Raw genomic sequence first — 18,706 nt, 5'->3', positions numbered from 1 at the left:
TAACTACATTACATTTATATCTTGAAGTAGAATAACTTGACTTTTTCATTTACCCAATAGGAACATTTGAAATATCAGCTTTCTAGAAATGATTTAATTTTTTCCACAATCATTTCAAAGCGTTCGGATTGCCCCTCGTAAAATAAAAATCCCTTCATGGCTTCTTGTAATTTGGAACTGTCCTGTATTTCCTGAAAACGAGCTTTTAAAAATTCCTTCACTTTATCAGGAGAGGGGGCCAAATGTTCATGCCAGTCTGTCCGATTGTCCAAAATATAAGTGATGTCTTCTAAATCCTTACTTAGTCTAGGGTCATTACCACCCCTATCAGTAAAAGCGGAAAACTTGCTTGCCAAGAAATAAGGGAGGGGCATGATTTGGATTGTGATATCATCAATGACAACCGTCTCTCTTTGTTTAAATCCATCATCAAACCATGGATTGGCGGGTGCCCATCCTACAGCCTTAGTACTCATCACATCAACCAAGATGTCATCCAATTTAAAACGACAAATCACGCCAAGGTCAGCTGATTGCTTAAAACCTTTGCCTACAAGCTTTTCTCTGATTTCTTCTAATTGTGGAATGGAAAGAATTTGTAAACTGATGTCAATGTCTTTTGTAGGTCGAACGTCATCCGCCGCTGGATCATTGATATAGAGACTTACAGCGGCACCGCCTACATAGATAACTTCTTTGTTTAAATCGCCTAAAGCCGACGCCACTTTTTTGATAATCTCTTTATTGATAAGCGTATTCTTCATTTGATTCGATTTTCCAGTTCTTCAATGGCCAAATTACGCTCCCTTGCTTTGCCCAAGCGTAAAGCATCTGTTAAGGCCAATAGCTCGTGGAGTTTAGAATCTTGTAAACAAGCTTTGGGGACATTTGGATGCAGAGGTTCTACGGCAAATCCCCTAACTGAACCTTTGGCATATGGCCAGACATAGTTCTGCTCACTTCGTATTAATTTGTTAAGGGGCGGAGCACTATGAGATGTTGGTACACCACGTGTTAAGGAAGAAGGTTGTTCTGGATATACGTAACGGAGACCATGGGTAAGAAAATCGAGTAATGCTAATTTATGAACTGTCTTTTTATCATAGGAGATAAGTTCTGCCCATTTGCTGCGGTTTAGCGACTCACTCACTTCGCTCTGACTGATGTGAAGCTCATAGGCTAGGTCTTTATTATACCACGGTTCATCGCCTTTGGCTATAATTTTCAGTAAAATGACCACATCATGCGGCCTCATTCCACTATGCTTTTTCATTTTAATTAATTTGCAATTCGCGAATCGCGATACGCAAATCTACGATAATTATTAAAATATCCACACAAAACAGGCCCAAAATGTAAAGTTTTTTCGGTTTTCCATACATCGAAAGGAAAAATAGATGCGAAGGAACCAGAACCTTAGGTTGAAAGGTCCTGTGTACAATAGTTTTGAGAGAGCAGGGGATTTGTGCTCACCAGATAGGTGACTATTAACTTTCGAAGTTATGAGAAAAGTGCAAATAAAAATAAACAGACCTAAATTAATATAGTCCCTCTCACTAGTTAGATTACATTCCTTATTATTTGCATTTTAGAAAATTATTCCTAATTTAATTGCAACTTTCCCCTAGTGATTAAATAAGTTTTCACCTACAATTTTACAGTATTAGTAAAAGATACCCATGAATGGGGATTTCTTTGCTGGAAATTGATTATAAAATTTGATTATTGAAAAATAACTATTATGGAAGTAAATCAGAACTTAAATCCACACTCATTAACGTTAACTTTTAGTTTGAAAGAAGAAGATGAAGATAGAATGCAGTTATTCTATGCATCACAACTCTACCATACTTTTTTTGGAGTTTTCGGCTCATTTAAATTGAACCGACAAAATCCAAACAAACTTAAACTTACCGGGGTTTATATGAGACTAATAAACTATAAGGGGCTCATAAATCTTGATATATCCGGTGTAAGCAATCCTTTGAAGGATGGTAGTGATTTGATTATAAATTTTAAGGTAAAAGCGCTAAAGAGTCCGCCAGTACTAAGAACATATACTTTTGAGGAAAGCGTTGATATTTCCAATGTCAACAAAATTATCTTTAAAAGATATGTAGATAGATTAAGTATGGATAATGAAACAGGAGTGTTAAATGGTGCTCATGATATGGAGTTTTACGAAAGAGATGGTTTGTACAATAGAAAAAGATATTTCAGATTAGACGAAGAACCTGATGATGGGTCGGACTGGGGCTATAATAGTAGGACTGGAAGGAGGTATAAACCTAAGGCTGTAGAGGCTGTTGCGTTTATAGTTCGTGATGAGATAAAGTATATTGAAGGCCAAGAGGTTGATATTGACCCTATTCAAAAGCACAAAACTACGGGAGGAAGATGTCCAAAATCTGAAGGGATTGTCATATTCTAGTTCTAATTATTTCATTTGTGTTTTTCTGATACTTATTTTGGGTATCCAGCCGATTCTATGCCAAGATCAGAATCATATTGACCAATATTTTATACATATCAAATCCCTAGAATTTGGAAAAGCACAAGAAATTTCAGAAAACCTAAGCAATCATAGATTATCAGAATTAATGATTAAATTGTCTGATATTCTTTACGATGCAGGACAGAATAGTGACGAGAATGATTTCATTTTAAAACAAGATTTCCGAGGTGATTTTGAGTTAGCTCTATCCCATCTCATTACTGGATTTAGACATTTGTATTATCACTCAACACAATCCAATGCGTTTGTAAATTTTGAAAAGGCATATAAAATCTCTTTAGATTTAAACTATAACCCTCTAACAAAGCAGTGTTTACTTGGTATTTTAGAACTATATCATAGTGAAATATTACAGAGTAACAAAGAGTACTTGAATTATTTGGAATTATACAAAAGCCGAATAGAAGATTCAAGTGATTGGTTTTGGTACTATCTCTATGACGCAATATTAAGATCGAAGACCATATTTAATATGGAGCAACTTTCTTCTGAAAATCTTATTTCGCTGGATTCAATAATGGAAAGGACAACGTCCATATCCCAAGATTTACAGGCCAGATACTTTTACGAAAAGGCGATTCATACTGCATTTGATGGACGTAATGACCTGGCTCGGAAATACTATGCAAGAGTAATCAAAATTTCTGATAAACCATTTTCCAAATACATGAGATTTGGTTCATATATTAGGTTATCTGAGTTAGATACTAAGGATGGGTTTTATAAGGAAGCATTAAAAAAGTTAGATTCTTCGAAAAAATATGTAAGTACCAATGACTCGATCAGAGGAAAGTTTCACATAAATAGATACGCTGCGAGTACTTACGAGAGGCTTGTTAAATATGATTCCGCATATTTCTTATTAAAGAAATCAATTCAACAGGAATATGAACTAGATTTTAAAAGGAATTCTCTAGAAATTACTCGTTTAAATGTTCTCTACAGAACTGCCGAAAAAGAAAAACAAATCCTAAAAGAACAACAAAGGGCTGAAACTAATCGTAATTGGCTAATTGCTGCCACTTTAGCACTTTTCTTGGGTATCGGAATAGCTATTCTGTTTCAAAAAAATACTGCCAAAAAGCGAAAATTGGCCGAGCAGGAAGTGCTTTTAAAGCAACAACGAGTAGAGAATTTGCTTAAGGAACAAGAGCTTATCGGTATAGACGCTATGATCTCTGGACAGGAAAAAGAACGGCAGCGCCTAGCCAATGATTTGCATGACAACCTAGGAAGTTTGTTGACTTCTGTGAAGATGCATTTCCAAAGTTTGAAACAGGACCTAAGCCAAAAAGAACAAAAGGAAATCACCAAGAAAACAGAATCATTGATGGAAGAAGCATACCAAAAAGTACGTGGTATAGCCCATGTTCGAAATGCTGGGCTAAAGGCTAGTCAAGGTTTGCTGCCTGCTGTCCATACTTTTGTAAAAAAGGTTAGTGTTCTAGATAAATTAGCAGTTAATGTTGAAGAACATGGGATGACCGAAAGACTAGAAAATTCCTTAGAAATTACCATTTTTAGGATTATCCAGGAGTTGGTGACCAATGTAGCCAAACACGCCTACGCCACAGAATGTACGGTGCATTTGACTAATCATAAGCATACCCTTAATATTATGGTCGAAGACAACGGTAAAGGATTTGAGCTGGATGAGATGAATAAAAAAGAGGGCATGGGGCTTTATTCCATACAAAAACGCGTGGAAAACCTAGATGGACAAGTTACCTTCGAGTCAATACTGAAAAAAGGAACATCCATCATAATAGATATACCTTTAGCATGATACGCTTGGCCATTGCAGAAGACCATAATTCCTTGATTGACGGAATTAAACTGTTCCTGAAGTACGAGGACGATATTGAAATTGTAGGTTATGCTAATAATGGACAGGATTTATTTGATCTTGTAAAATTGAAACGGCCGAATATGGTGATTACCGATATTCGGATGCCAATTAAGGACGGGATAACACTTGCCAAAGAAATATTTGCCCTTGACAAACATATTAAGGTCATCGCTTTTACGATGTTCAATCAGGAGGAAGCTGTTAACCAGATGATCGAAGCTGGAGCAAAAGGTTATGTTCTCAAAAACTCCAGTCTAGACCAATTACTTTTGGCAATAAGGAGAGTATACGATGGCAAAACGTATTACGATCCGAATCTTGTATTACCTGATCGAGATTCTAACAAACGGCCGAAAGGAGTTTTAACCAAACGTCAACTTGAAATACTCAAATTAGTAGCTCTGGGCAAAACCAACCAGGAAATTGCGGACGAGTTAGTTATTGGAAAAGCCACCGTAGAGACCCACCGTAAAAACATGATCCGCAAACTCAATCTCAAGGGCGCTGGCGAACTACTACGGTACGCCCTGGAGAGTAAATACAACTTTTAAGTTTTACGTAATACCTTGATTTTAAAAAAATATACCTGCGAATGGGTATTTCTTTAAGTGTCGCATCAAAATAGATTTAGGGTAATTATTAACCTAAACCTATTTGATATGAAATTTTCTCTCTTGCCAGTTTGTTTTCTTTTCTTTTGCTATTTCGTATACCCTCAAGAGAATCTAAAACTAAGTACAGTATACCAAGTAAAGAAATGTTATGGCTCCAATTGCATAATAGTTGAAACTCCAACCAAAAGGAAAATCCTTAATAAAGGAGATTTAATTGATGCTCAACAAAAATTGTTAATAGAAGGAATGGAATTTTCCGTTGGCAGACAAATAAAAATTAAAAAAGATGTTAAGACCCAAGTTATGAAAATCCAACCTGTTAAAAACTGGCGAGTGAATAAGGCCGCAGTAAAATTCAAGGAGGATAAACTATATGTTAATAGGTATCTATTGTTTGATGCTAATGGCCAAGACAAAGGCCGTAATAATACTTATTATTTTAAACTCAAGAACAGAGAAACCATCTCTCTTAACCATAAGGGCGTCTATTTATCGGCTTTGACCATTCCAATTAAATATAGGCCTCCACTAACAGACAAGGAAGGCAATAAAATTAAAGAAGAATTCGTGACAGACTTCAATGCGAATTTGTTTTTATCCACTACTATTTGGGGTAAAACGAAATTTACATATTTGAAAAACAATGATAATAGTATCAGAGATCATAATTTAAGATTGGGTGCCTTCATAGGCGGTTCTACATTGAAACTTAACCCAAAAAACACAGCTAACGCTCCTTCTGGTCGAGCTTTGGAAGAAGGTCAGGAGATTACTAAGGGACTTTTTTCCTTTGGAATGGGTTTTACATATACTTATAATACACTTGGATTTGGTGCTTTTTTAGGATGGGATCATGGTGTAGGTAACGGAAGTAATATTTGGGACTACGATGGAGCACCCTGGATTGGACTTTCAATAGGTGTCGATTTACTTAAAATCGGAAAAATAACCCAATAGCCAGGCGGAGCTAATTCTCTGATTATCGATAAAAAATACCATTGAATGGGTATTTTTTTATGCAATCGAGTGTCCTATGTTTGTCACATTACTAATCACTTTAAAATACGATCATGAAAAAATTACTTCTTAGTTTGATGCTAATGGCATCAATCCAAACTTATTCACAAGGAGAAATTATTACAACTAAATTGGCATTAGATGAGATCTCCAAAAGTTTAACTCAAACAATTGATGAAGCGATGAATAGGGCCGACTATACTGTTGCCAAAGCGGCTATTCAAGCTTTGTCAGTTCTTGATGCATGGAAAGAAACAAATTCTGAGCTATTAGATAAAGCATTTACCGAAATAGATGCAGCCTCTAGGAACCTGTTTTCTCGGATGGAGACTTTGTCGAATGAAATTAACTCTGGGTTTGAGCAGCATCTCGCTAATGCGAACGAATTAGCCATAAAGACAAACCAGATTTCAGAGAGTTTGCCTTTGGCAGGTGATAGATCCTTTATTCTTGACTATTCTCCAAAAGTTATATATCCCACGAATAATGATGAGATATTGATAACTATAAAAGGTGTAAACCTTGACAAAGCAGAGCCAAGATTTAAAATGAAGAATGGAACTTATTTTGATGTAGATATTCTTGGGCCAACAACTGCTAGTTTTAAAATTCCAATGGCGGATATAACCTTCGATGCCGAAAAGCCTAAACGGTTTGAAATAGAATTAGAGCACGAAACCAGAGATGGTAGTTATTTATGGATAATACCAAAATATAAAGATGTTAAACGAAAATTATTAGTTAGTTGTCTCCCATTTGAATCTGGAAGCTTCGAACTAATAGGGAATAGAAACTTCAAAACAGAAGAAAGACAGTCGTATCGTGCAAACGCTGGAAGATTCGAGGCGACAAATAGTAACGTATTTAAAATTGCTAGCCCATTACAGGGTTACAAGTGGGATTTGAGAAAGGGAGAAGAATCGAGAGGAGAATTTAAGGTTGTAACGACTGGCGGCGGAGAAAAAGGTAGATGTCAAATAATTAATTGGAATGATTCGAATGAACATGGAATTTCCATTCAAGCTAGATGTGACCAAATAAGACAAGTTAGGTTTCCAGATGTAAGGTATAGGGCCGGGTACATACATTGTGGAGTTGAAGGCCCTGTTTATCGAATTTTAGATGCTACCGAACCCTTTCCAAAGATAAAAGGCTCAATAAAGTGGGATATAGACCAATCTATTGAGATTCCAAATGACCTTGCTTCGTTTCAACTTAAAGTTAAATTGTTCGACGGTAAAGAGCGCATAATAACCAATGATTATTCAGATGGGGTTTTAAAAGTGATAAAAAATAATGGAAATATAGTTATTAGATCATTGCCGCCTACCGGTATTTAACTCTACATTTTTTTATCATTATAAATAGGCTAGGGGTTGTTCAAAACTTATTTACAAGGGTCTTTTCCTAGCTTATTTTGCTAATTAATTGACATCAAAACCATCTGGCTAACCATTTTGAAACTAACTTATATCAATATGAATGATAATTTATTTATAGCGAACGATTTCTTCAAGAGCATTTGGAAATAATAAAATTTAAAGTCCTTTGTGTGATTTTGATAGTAGGCTAAGGCGTGGAACGTTTGCATTATTAAACGAACTTTTGTGAGTTAGAAATGTAAAGCAAGAGGATAACACGCTAAAGCGGGGTTATGATTTTTAATTAATTGATATTCAATTAATTATGAACATATCAAAATTTGTGATTGTGACAATTTTGCTGCAAAAACTCTGGAAACCCCAGTAAACATTGAAAAAGTTTGCTACAAAAATGTCACAACAGAAAAAACATAGTTTTGCAAACAACTGATATGCAGCTAAATAGAATTTTTGTATTTGCCATGCAAAAAACCAATTTACTGTAAAAACGTTGGGAAGTCAATAAACATGGGAAATTTTTACTGTAAAAAATATTATTTATACCGATTTGGTGGATTCTGACGCCTCAAAATCACTACATAAAATTTGTTGCGGTTTGTTGTAATTTGAAGCAGCAATGAACCAAGTAACTTTAATGAAACTTGGCTGAACAAGTACTGCGCCCTATGTCGTTTTTATTGATCGATTATCTGCTGGAACTCGATAAAAACGACACAGGATCCCACGCAGGGTAAGTTATGGACAGATTTGGGGGTTTTGTGAAATCTGATTATTGTTCTTTTGTAACAAGTCTATTATTTTTTTTCATTTCCAATATCTGATAATGAATCAGTTGCAATTAAGATATCTTAACATTACTTTTAAGTTTTACCTTACAATTTTATTGTCGCCATAGTTTAGAATGATACAATCATTTTAAGAATAATGAGCGAGTATCGTAAATTTTAGATTAAATGAAAATTGAACTAAAACTACCTGAACTAAAGTTAGAACAGAAAGTAGGGAACCTTTCCACTAAAAATGAAATTTTACATTTAGTATCTCCGTCACAGGAAATCAACGGAAATTTGATTTCGGTTAAACCGACCAATTTTGAGGTTCAGGATGAAGATGGCATTAAATACCTGTTGACTAGCGACAAACATTTCATACCAGAAAACAAGCAATATATTCTTCTTTGTGATAAATATTCCCAACAAGATTTTTCAAACCAAAAGATTCAGATTAAAGACTGGTTGAGACATCCCAGTGAAAAGGAGTTTAAGCCTAGTCAAATAATTAATACTTGGGAAAATACATTCAACTTTAAAAAAGAGAATCAGGCTGAGAAGATACTTGGTTTGAGAGAACCTCAACTTGGAGCGATTCACTCCTTGCTGGGTCATCTAACTAGTGCAAAAGATATTGCTACCGTAGTCCTCCCTACTGGTACAGGTAAGACAGAAACGATGCTTTCTATACTGGTGGCAAATAAATGCAACAAATTATTGGTTACGGTACCATCTGATGCCTTGAGAACACAGCTTGCCGATAAATTTTATAATCTAGGACTTCTTAAAGTAAAGGACAAAGATGGTAATTCAATTTTAGACCCGAAAGCGGAATATCCGATTGTCGGTATAATGAACACTGGCTTCAAGAATATAAAAGAACTTAGAAACTTTTTTGAAAGATGTAATGTTTATTATTACAACTATGCGCCTTATCGCAGCTAGTTTTGATGCTTCAATGCAATACGAGATTGCTGATTTATGTTCACACTTTTTTGTAGATGAAGCCCATCACTCCAAAGCTAAAAGTTGGGATAAATTCATAAAGAGATTTGACAAAAAGAAGGTAGTCCAATTTACTGCAACCCCATACAGGAACGATGGACAACTATTAGATGGAACGACTACATATAATTTTACGCTTGAAGAGGCACAAGAACAAGGTTATTTTAAGACTATTGATTTCTTACCTATACGAGAATATGAACAGCAAACTGCTGATTTAAAAATTGCTGAAACCGCTGTTGCAAAATTAAGAGAGGATTTAGAAAAAGGGTATGACCATATTCTAATGGCTAGGTGTGAAAACAGTACACGAGCTGACGAGGTGTTTAAGATTTATGCCAAGTATTCTGACCTTAATCCAGAAGTTCTTCATTCTAAGGTCAATGGCAAAAATGATATTAAGCGTAGAGTAAAAGAGAAGAAACATAGGATAATTGTATGCGTTAATATGCTTGGTGAAGGGTTTGATTTACCAGAATTAAAAATAGCAGCATTCCATGATGTAAGAAAAAGTCTTCCTATAACTCTTCAATTTGCTGGGAGATTCACAAGAACAAGTAGGGATTCCAAATTAGGAAATGCAAGTTTTGTAGCTAATTTATACCAGCCCGATATTAACGATGAGTTGGCTTTGCTCTACATGAAACAGTCCAATTGGAACAGTATTTTGCCAACTCTTAGTTATCAGGCAACACAGGAACAGATTGACTTACAGGAATTTTTGAAGGGGTTTCAAAATATCGAGAAATCGAATGTTCCTTATCAAGACATCAAACCTGCATTCAGTTCTGTGGTTTATAAAAACCAAACAGATGAATGGTATCCAAAGAATTTTTCAAATGGCATCAAAGGTTACGACAATTTCGATATTAAGTTTTTTGATGTTAACACTCAAAATCACACACTTATTTTCTTAGCAGGAAATCAAAAAAATGTTGATTGGGGGAGTTTTAAAGATGTATATGACTTTGAATGGAGTCTTGTAATTGCCTATTGGGAACAAAAGAACAATCTATTATTTATTCACTCCTCAGAAAACAGTGGGGTCTATAAAGAGTTGGCAAAAGCAATAATTGGAGATGATGCTATATTAATTGACAAAGAAAATGTTTTCAAAGTCTTCCATAATATTGATAGAATAAAGCTCTATAACGGAGGATTTCGCAAAGGTTTAGGTAAGGATATCTCTTTTCAAGCTTACTACGGAAAAAATGTTCACGAAGGTTTATCGGACTTAGATGAAAAGTCCAGCATTAAGAATAATCTTTTTGGCAGTGGATTTGAAGATGGAGATGTGACGACAGTAGGTTGTTCAAGAAGAGGTCGTATTTGGTCTTATTCAAGAGGAACAATTAATGAATTTGTCGATTGGTGTAAGGTCATTGGTAACAAATTGGCAAATCCTAATATAGACCCCCATAAAGTAATCCTTAAAAACACAATTAAGACACAGAAGCTAAGTAAAAGACCTGAAGTATTCCCAATTACTGTTGATTGGAACTACAGGATGTATAAAGAAGGGGAGCATGTAACGCTTATTAAGTTGGGAGGCAAAGAATTTGACTTATCGAATTCTGAATTGAATGTTTATGAGCCTAGTTTGGACGGGGAATTGAAATTTGTATTGGAAACAAATGCAGAACATGAAATGGTTTTTACAAAGAAACTATCTATGAGAGTAATCGGTGATAATGATGTGTACGATTATGAGATTAAAAAAGAAACACAAGTTGAGGCCTCCATTAAGTTTGGTAGCGAAATCTTTAAATCGATAGATGAATTTTTTAATAAATATCCTCCAAAATTCTGGTTTGCAGATGGGTCTTATTTGGAGGGTTATGAATATGTTCAATTCCGCGAGGATGTAACCCCTTTATCAAAAGAAAAAATTATTGTATGGGATTGGGAAGGTGTTAATTTAAATGAAGAATCAGAGCATTTTGACGTTATCCGTACCAAATCAATTCAGCATTATTGTTTTCAGAAGTTTCTTTTAAAAGACTATGATATCATTTATAATGATGATGACAAGGGAGAAATTGCTGATATTTTAACAATTAAAAACTTAGAGGAAAGTGTTGAAATAGAGTTATATCATCTGAAGTTTGCTCTAGATGGGGAGGTCTCCAATAAAATCAAGAATTTTTATGAAGTCTGTGGACAAGCGCAAAAATCACTCATTTGGAAATACAAGGAAGGAAAAGAATTCATTGACCATCTCATAAAGAGGGAGTTCAAAAAGAATAAAAAAGAACAGACTAGACTTAAAAAGGGAACTATTGATGACCTCGATAGGATGTTAGAGGTGATAAAAAAAACAAAACCCATAAATTTTGAAATTTATATAGTTCAGCCAGGATTATCCAAAGCAAACGTCTCAGATAATATACTTTATCAACTTGGAGTAACTGCCAATCATCTTCAAAAGGAAGGCAATCTAAATTTGAAAGTAATAGGTAGTAAGTGAATTGATAATTTGATAAATTATTAGTTTGATTTTTTAGAAATCATCCCTTTTTCTTTGTCCAATAATTTGGTTTTTAACAGTGCCATATCATCAATCACTTTCCGATCAATGATTTTAGCATAATGTTGCGTAGTCCGTAAATTCTTATGCCCCAACATTTTGCCAACGGTTTCTATGGGTACACCATTGGTCAAAGTAACCGTAGTCGCAAAAGTATGGCGGGCAAGGTGAGTGGTGAGGTTCTTTTTGATATCACAGCGGTCCGCAATTTCCTTAAGGTAGGCATTGGACTTTTGATTACTTAATACTGGAATCACGCAATTTTTGTTCAATACTTTAGGATGGTCTTTATATTTTTCAATAATAGCTACTGCTGTAGGCAAAAGCGGAATGGTAAAACCAGTATCTGTTTTAGAACGTTTGGATTTAATATAAAAACCACCTTCTTCATTTTCATAAATTTCATCAGGCCTCAATGTTTGTATATCAATGTAGGCCATTCCTGTGAAACAACACAATACGAACATGTCCCTAACCACATTTAGGCGCTCCCCATTTATTTCTTTGCCCATAAGCTGCTGGAGTTCTTCTTTGTTTAGAAACTCCCGCTCAACAGTCTTAAATTGCACCTTGTAATTGTAAAAGGGGTCTTTGGAAATCCAATCGTTGGCTACGGCAATACGGACAATCTTTTTAAAGTTGTTGACATACTTTAATGCAGTATTGTGATTACATGCCTTCGTAACCTTTAAGAAGTATTCAAGGCCCTTTATAAACTTCAAATTCACATCCCTTACAGGAATGTCCTTTTTGTTATATTCGGTTTGTATATATTCCGATACATGACTCCGTGTTGTATGATATCGTTTATACGTTGCCAAGGCAAACTCAATTCCGATTAATTTTTCCATTTGCAGGTTATGCTCATCAAAAAGTTCCAGCAGCATTTTTAGTTTCGCATCTTTACCCAGATACTTATTCTTGATATCATGTACTGTAAAAGGTCTGCCTTCTTCCAAAAGGTGATGTTGAATCTTATTTACCTTATGCCGAATAGTGGCCATAAAACGATTTAATTCTTCTGCTTCAACGCCTTTACCCTTTAGTTTATTCATTCGAGAGTCCCATTTGGACGGATCTATTTTACGATGCAGACTAAAAGAGGTTCGTCGCCCATCTACCGTAATCCTTAGGTATAAGCCAGCTTTTCCGTTTTTATCTCGGCGTTCGTCTTTAAGGTAAAAAAGAGTTGAAAATGAATTCATAGCTTTTTAGGTGTCGATTATTACCTAATAAAGGTATAAAAAAGAAAATAAATAAATTTATAATAGTCTAAAAAAGAGTAAATTACAAATAAATCGACACCACTTTTGTTTTTTTTAAATAGGTGTCGATTTGGTGACTTTTTATATCGTATTATTTGATATTATTTGGAACCATATAAAATTAAAAAACCTGTAAATCAGTTATTTACAGGTTTTTGTGTTTATTTGATGGTCAACAAGTGGAGCCGGAGGGATTCGAACCCTCGTCCAAACAAGCAATTACAATGCTTTCTACACGCTTAGTTTTTATTTAATTTTCGATGCGTACCTGACTAAAAACTGCCTAATACACACTTAGCTTTTTTAGTTTTAAAACCATGTCAAAGCTCCACAGTTTCTATGTTGACTTTTATGGTGCCCCAAAATGAATCGCCGTCAACAAGGGCTATTCAGGGACATCTCGCTTCCCTACCTAGTAGAGACGAGGCTAATCTTACTATAATTCAGATTAAGCGGCAAGAGCGTAGTTATTATCGCCAATTAAAAGTGTGAAATATGAGATTTACGAGCTATATATCAGCGCTCGGCATGCTTACATTCCAATTGGTCTCGCTGTCAAAACCAGTCGGCCCCTTAATGAGTTAGAAAAACTTGTTTTTTTGTAACAAATTAACCCCAAGTTTATCTTGGGAACTCCTCTAACTTATTATTATTTTCAATGAACAATTCTTTTGGGCGTTACCCTAAAACAAGTTCAGGGTCGGGCTTTCGGCAGTACACGGTACTTACCTTAATCCCTAACGCACCTACCCAACTTTCTATAGCAGGGGCAGCAAAGTTAACATTTATCTGTCAATGACATAAAAAGTTTGTGCACCCTTACAATTCGCCTTAATTTTAGGTCAAAAGTTGTACCAAATTAAATACATGAAATTCGGAATCATAAAAGAGCGTAAAAATCCACCAGATAGGCGAGTAGTACTATCGCCAGAAGCTTGCCAAAAAGTCAGAGATAAGTATCCACAGTCCGAAATTGTAGTAGAATCTTCTCCAATACGTGTTTTTAAGGATGAGGAGTATAAAGCTTTTGGCTTACCATTAAGTTCCGATATGGGGCAGTGTGATGTTCTTATTGGTGTAAAAGAAGTTCCTATTGAGGCGTTGATTCCAAATAAGAAATACTTTTTCTTTTCACATACTATTAAAAAGCAATCCTATAATAGAGAATTACTTAGAGCCATTTTGGATAAGAATATAGAACTCTATGACCATGAAGTAATAACTGCAGAAAATGGAAAACGACTAGTGGCCTTTGGAAGGTATGCAGGAATTGTTGGAGCGTATAATGGATTTAGAACCTATGGATTAAAATTTGGTTTATATAATTTGCCAAAAGCCGAAACCTTGGTGGATCAGCAGGCACTAATATTTGAACTTAAGAAAATTCAGCTTCCAAACATCAAAATATTTTTAACAGGAAAAGGTAGGGTTGGTAATGGAGCCAAAGAGATGTTAGATGGTATGAACCTTAGAGAGGTTGGTGTTAAAGATTATTTGGAAAAGGATTTTGATGAGCCTGTGTACTGCCAAGAAGATGTGTCAGAATATAATCTTAGAAAAGATGGTATAAAAGGTAACATGCAGGACTTTTTTGACCATCCTGAGGAGTACAAGTCTAACTTTTTTAGATTTGCTAAAGTAACCGATTTTTATATCGCTGGGCATTTTTACGGTGATGGAGCACCTTATTTATATACTCGTGAGGATGTAAAAAATCCTGATTTTAATATTAAAGTAGTGGCAGATATCAGTTGTGATATTGATGGACCTGTAGCTACAACACTTAGAGCATCTACAATTGCTGACCCCATCTATGGATATGCCCCAGAAACGGAGTCCGAAACCGATTATAAGAACCCTAAGGCCATAGCAGTTATGGCCGTGGATAATTTACCATGTGAACTTCCCAAGGATGCAAGCGTCGGCTTTGGAGATGCTTTTGGACAGCATGTAATACCAGCTTTTTTTAATGGAGATAAAGATGGAGTTTTAGAACGTGCTAGAATGACACAAAATGGAAAACTTACAGCTAGATATAGTTATTTGCAGGATTATGTGGATGGGAATGAGTAAATAGTTTAAACCGGGTATATGTTCTAAAAAGTTGCTGCTTAAGCCTAAAAAAATACTCAAAACAGATTTTTTAATTACAATTCTACCAGGTTTGCCGTTGCCCTTTATTCTATTTTTACTTGCCACTTAATAATAGGATGTTCTTTAGGGGCGGTATAGGCTCCCAAGACTTTTAATTTTAAAGGTAATATTTCTATTTTGTCCAATGTCTTAACCAAAAGAGTATAGGTTTCTCCAGCGGGTATTTCAAATACTGGGGAACTATTGTAAAAAGTATAGGACATATCATTTTCAAACAAAAGGTCACTACTAGAAACGTTTTCCAATTCTAATTCCACCACCTCAGTTTTATTAATATACGTTGCTTTTTTAACTTGAATACTTGCTTGTATCAGTGGATTTAAAAACTCCGGTTTTCCTACTAAAAGAGAATTGTAAACCGCTACTGTTCTACCCGCAAATAATGCCTCACTTAAACTTTCTACACTTTTTTCTTTGGCAAAGACCAAGGTTACAGGTCTATGATTGCCTTTATCTATGTAGTCCCAATCTATTAGGCCATGAATATCACTGGTACTCATTATGGTGAGGTTGTTTTCTAAAGCTATCGCCAATGACTCTTCGGCATAATCTCCAGTGTTTATAACCTCTATCCCATGTAACTCACCATTTTTAATTCGTTCTTTTTGAAAATTACTTAAAATGGGGTTTCCCTTTGAACTTTGGGCATACCATGCAGGGTGATTCCAAAAGACAAAGGCATTTTGTCTTTTTGCCTCAGCAAATGAATCTTCGGCATTATCTAGCAATAATTTGTTTGCATCTGAGATGAATATTGCATTGTTATGGCCCACTGGTGCAGAACGGGTAATTTCCGAACCATGAATAATTAAAAGGTCGTGCTCCTTTGCTTCTTCCAATGCCAATTGATAACTTCTATTTCTATCTGGGTGAGGAATATCTTCTTTATGGGGTTGGTATTCTATGTGCTCGGTTAAGGAAATGGCATCCATATTTTCATTTAGTGCTTCCATTACCCTAATGGTAGGCCATACATTACCATCTGAAAAAACGGTGTGTTGGTGCAAATCAGTTTTTAGGGTTACATAACCTTCAATATTTGGATAGGTAATAGGTTCGGCAACATGAGAGTGAGTTTGGGAGAAAAGGGTCAAGGAACTTAAAAGAAAAACGAGGATATGGACTAATTTTTTCATAATAAAAAAGTTTACTCAAATGTATTGGATAAAATGCCATTAAAAGTTACGCAATTATTTCTTTGGGTTAAGAAATGTTTATTTTTATGACAGAAACTGTTTACATGAATCCAGCAGAAGACTATATTTTTAATCAACCAGAACCTTTTAAAAGTATATTGATGCATCTGCAAGCGGTCATTGAAAATACAGTTCCCAATCTGGACCTAAAATATAAATATAAAATTCCCTTTTATTATATAAACGGGAAACCCTTTTGCTACTTAAACAAGAGTAAAGATTATGTAGATGTAGGCTTTTGGAAAGCTTCTTATTTAACGGTTCACCTAGAACATATGACCACAGCTGGTAGAAAAGTAATGAAATCTTTACGTTATAAAACCCTAGAAGAAATAAATGACACCGTTCTTATTGATGTGCTCCAAGATGCGTATTCCGTTAAGGATAAAAAGTTTTGGGGATAAAAATATTATTCCTTTTTTAATTGGATAATGGAGTTGGTTTGAACAGTTACAACATTTGCAAATAGTTCTTTTAACGCTATATAGTGTTCAGGGAGATAATGGGTTCTGTTTAATGACAAATTAAAGTAAGCAGTTATATTTTTTCCCGTCTGAGAGGTTTCAAATTTTAACAACCCCATGTTTTCAGGGAGTGCTATTTCGGTTTTTTCTGGAAGTTGACTAACCACATACCCTTCTGGTACTTCAATGCTCATACTATAGACATAACTTCTTTTAAAACCAAAATCTATTGGGTAATGCCGTACCTCCAACAAAAAGGGATTTTTTTCAAAGAATTTTATTAAAAAAGGGTTAAAATAAATTAAATCATTATTTACGGCTCCCTCAATTTCAAACTTTAATCTTTCTGTTACTTTTCTTTCATTGCTTCTTTCTTCAAGGAGTTCATATGAAATAATGTTTATACTTCCATTGGTATTATTCTCAATATCTTCTATGTATCCATCTTCTGTTTTCGTGTTAATTTCCTTTCTTCTAAAAATGGCATTATATCCAGTATTTAACTCATCTGACATTACGATTGCCTTTTGTTTCTCTATATCAAAGGTCATCTTACCCCGTATCACTTTTTTATTATTTATGGCTGGAATAATGTTATGCCAATAACTTTCATTTTTAAAATCCATTACTCTTCCCGTATAATTTAAACACTTATACGGCAACATTCCAAAAGGAATAAATTTGTCCGATGCATCTAAAAGATACTCCTGTCCATTTATTGTTGTTTTGGCAATAATATAATTAAAGTCAGACATGACTGGATGGTTGGTTTTTGGAAGCCCGTTATTTCTTGTTGATAGAAGCATTAAGTTGGTTTTAATACCTGCAGAATTCAATAAGTTAATTAATGAGATATTTATTTCACTAATGTTTCCTGTTTTTTCTTCAAATGCTTTTTTTACTCTGTTATCAGAATATATTCCATAATTACCATTCCATGTATAATGTTTTTGGATAAAGGAATATATGTTTTTTGCCTTTGTAAGTTCATCACTTTCCAATAGTAAATGCTCAGGAACATTTTTTTCAAAAAAACCTTTTTTTGTTAGCTGGGTGCCAATATCCTTGTCTGTCCTAAATTCTCTATCAACATCTTTCCATGTTTTAGCATATTTATCTGTTGTTCCATCCAAGCGGCGATATTCTGATAACTCAAATTCTATATGGGAAATATAATTGCTTTGGGATAGCATATATTCCTCTTCCGCTTTAAAGGCCGGAATATCCTCCATAATGTACTTAAGTACCTCGCAATCCGCATTCTTTATAATACCATCTATATGAAAACACTCTTTTAATATGGAAGCCTCATTGGTAGTTAATTTTAAAGTTCCATATATATCCCTATTATATATATAGTTTCCCGGAATTTTAGCATTGAATTCACTATAAATTTTTGGAATATTGGATTGGAATTGCCAACCTTCGAAATTATAGACATAAGGAGAAATCATTTTATATCTATATTCAATAATACTCCCTTTTTTTAAGTCAGGAAAAGTAAAGGTGGTTTCTTTCCATCTTTCAGATACATCTGTAGTATAGATTTGAGATGGTAATACATTAATTTTTTTGTCACCATTATGAGTTACCGCTTGTATTCCAGAAATAATTTCGGTAGATGTGCCATTATGATAAAAAGGAATCTCTATTGTTCCCTCATCATAACCTCTTTCATCAAGAATTTTTATTTTAGTATGGTATTCTTTTATTAGTGTAACTCTGTTCTTAACAACTTGAAAATAATTATCTCCTCTCTCATACAGTACAACCGCATAAGCTTCCTTATCCTTTTCATAAACTTCTAGGTTTTTTTCTTTTACAGTAAGTTCTCCAAAGGGATGCCCGCTTTTTTGCCCATAAGAAAGGACAATTACAAAAACGAATAGAATAAAACTTAGAATGTTATTTTTCACAATATTGGTTGATTATTGAATGAAAAACGAAA

The 18,706-nt window shown here is 34.7% G+C and carries 14 protein-coding genes and 1 other RNA gene; 9 read left to right on the top strand and 6 right to left on the bottom strand.

The features are described from left to right. Nucleotides 1-74: 74 nt before the first annotated feature. Nucleotides 75-764, bottom strand: coding sequence for a nucleotidyl transferase AbiEii/AbiGii toxin family protein (locus AC000W_RS09460; RefSeq protein WP_474747839.1), 690 nt, complete (start codon nucleotides 762-764; stop codon nucleotides 75-77). Continuing rightward, on the bottom strand, nucleotides 761-1,150 hold the full coding sequence (locus AC000W_RS09455; RefSeq protein ID WP_474747837.1) for a hypothetical protein: 390 nt from the start codon (nucleotides 1,148-1,150) through the stop codon (nucleotides 761-763). Before AC000W_RS09455 ends, AC000W_RS09460 begins: the two co-directional genes overlap by 4 nt. 774 nt (nucleotides 1,151-1,924) lie before the next feature. Between AC000W_RS09455 and AC000W_RS09450 the strand changes: the two genes are divergently transcribed. The 7 genes from AC000W_RS09450 to AC000W_RS09420 all read left to right on the top strand — a co-directional run bounded on the left by AC000W_RS09450 (nucleotide 1,925) and on the right by AC000W_RS09420 (nucleotide 11,619). Continuing rightward, on the top strand, nucleotides 1,925-2,431 hold the full coding sequence (locus AC000W_RS09450; RefSeq protein ID WP_476658675.1) for a hypothetical protein: 507 nt from the start codon (nucleotides 1,925-1,927) through the stop codon (nucleotides 2,429-2,431). Between the two features lie 37 nt (nucleotides 2,432-2,468). Then, entirely contained in the window at nucleotides 2,469-4,301 is a 1,833-nt protein-coding gene (locus AC000W_RS09445) for a sensor histidine kinase (RefSeq protein WP_474747834.1), read from the top strand. Then, nucleotides 4,298-4,915, top strand: a complete 618-nt coding sequence (locus AC000W_RS09440) for a response regulator (RefSeq protein WP_474747833.1) — start codon at nucleotides 4,298-4,300, stop codon at nucleotides 4,913-4,915. The genes AC000W_RS09445 and AC000W_RS09440 overlap by 4 nt, the downstream gene beginning before the upstream one ends. Before the next feature lie 108 nt (nucleotides 4,916-5,023). Continuing rightward, on the top strand, nucleotides 5,024-5,935 hold the full coding sequence (locus AC000W_RS09435) for a hypothetical protein (RefSeq protein WP_474747832.1): 912 nt from the start codon (nucleotides 5,024-5,026) through the stop codon (nucleotides 5,933-5,935). Between the two features lie 143 nt (nucleotides 5,936-6,078). Beyond that, complete coding sequence (locus tag AC000W_RS09430) at nucleotides 6,079-7,335, top strand: hypothetical protein (RefSeq protein WP_474747830.1); 1,257 nt, start codon at nucleotides 6,079-6,081, stop codon at nucleotides 7,333-7,335. A 995-nt stretch (nucleotides 7,336-8,330) separates the two neighbouring features. Then, on the top strand, nucleotides 8,331-9,092 hold the full coding sequence (locus tag AC000W_RS09425; protein ID WP_474747829.1) for a DEAD/DEAH box helicase family protein: 762 nt from the start codon (nucleotides 8,331-8,333) through the stop codon (nucleotides 9,090-9,092). Then, a complete protein-coding gene (locus AC000W_RS09420) occupies nucleotides 9,073-11,619 on the top strand; it encodes a DEAD/DEAH box helicase (RefSeq protein ID WP_474747828.1) in 2,547 nt (848 codons plus the stop codon). The genes AC000W_RS09425 and AC000W_RS09420 overlap by 20 nt, the downstream gene beginning before the upstream one ends. A gap of 20 nt (nucleotides 11,620-11,639) precedes the next feature. On the opposite strand, the gene AC000W_RS09415 is transcribed toward AC000W_RS09420, so the two are convergent. Both AC000W_RS09415 and ssrA read right to left on the bottom strand, forming a co-directional pair. Then, on the bottom strand, nucleotides 11,640-12,884 hold the full coding sequence (locus tag AC000W_RS09415; RefSeq protein WP_474747826.1) for a site-specific integrase: 1,245 nt from the start codon (nucleotides 12,882-12,884) through the stop codon (nucleotides 11,640-11,642). 237 nt (nucleotides 12,885-13,121) lie between these two features. Continuing rightward, nucleotides 13,122-13,517: a transfer-messenger RNA gene (gene ssrA, locus AC000W_RS09410) on the bottom strand. A 294-nt stretch (nucleotides 13,518-13,811) separates the two neighbouring features. On the opposite strand from ssrA, the gene AC000W_RS09405 reads away from it, so the two are divergent. Continuing rightward, nucleotides 13,812-15,017, top strand: coding sequence for an NAD(P)-dependent oxidoreductase (locus AC000W_RS09405; protein WP_474747825.1), 1,206 nt, complete (start codon nucleotides 13,812-13,814; stop codon nucleotides 15,015-15,017). A 104-nt stretch (nucleotides 15,018-15,121) separates the two neighbouring features. On the opposite strand, the gene AC000W_RS09400 is transcribed toward AC000W_RS09405, so the two are convergent. Then, nucleotides 15,122-16,234 carry an Sb-PDE family phosphodiesterase gene (locus AC000W_RS09400; protein ID WP_474747824.1) on the bottom strand — a complete coding sequence of 371 codons (1,113 nt, stop codon included), beginning with the start codon at nucleotides 16,232-16,234 and terminating at the stop codon, nucleotides 15,122-15,124. A gap of 86 nt (nucleotides 16,235-16,320) precedes the next feature. On the opposite strand from AC000W_RS09400, the gene AC000W_RS09395 reads away from it, so the two are divergent. Then, nucleotides 16,321-16,698: a DUF1801 domain-containing protein gene (locus AC000W_RS09395; protein ID WP_474747822.1), complete on the top strand. Its 378-nt coding sequence runs from the start codon at nucleotides 16,321-16,323 to the stop codon at nucleotides 16,696-16,698. Nucleotides 16,699-16,703: 5 nt separating this feature from the next. Here AC000W_RS09395 and AC000W_RS09390 read toward each other — a convergent pair whose 3' ends face one another. After that, nucleotides 16,704-18,674, bottom strand: coding sequence for a DUF3857 domain-containing protein (locus AC000W_RS09390; protein WP_474747821.1), 1,971 nt, complete (start codon nucleotides 18,672-18,674; stop codon nucleotides 16,704-16,706). Between the last annotated feature and the right edge of the window lie 32 nt (nucleotides 18,675-18,706).

Source organism: Saonia sp. (genome assembly GCF_056326165.1).
The sequence above is the reverse complement of the archived record's forward strand: the minus strand, read 5'-3'. Positions and strand labels throughout refer to the sequence as shown.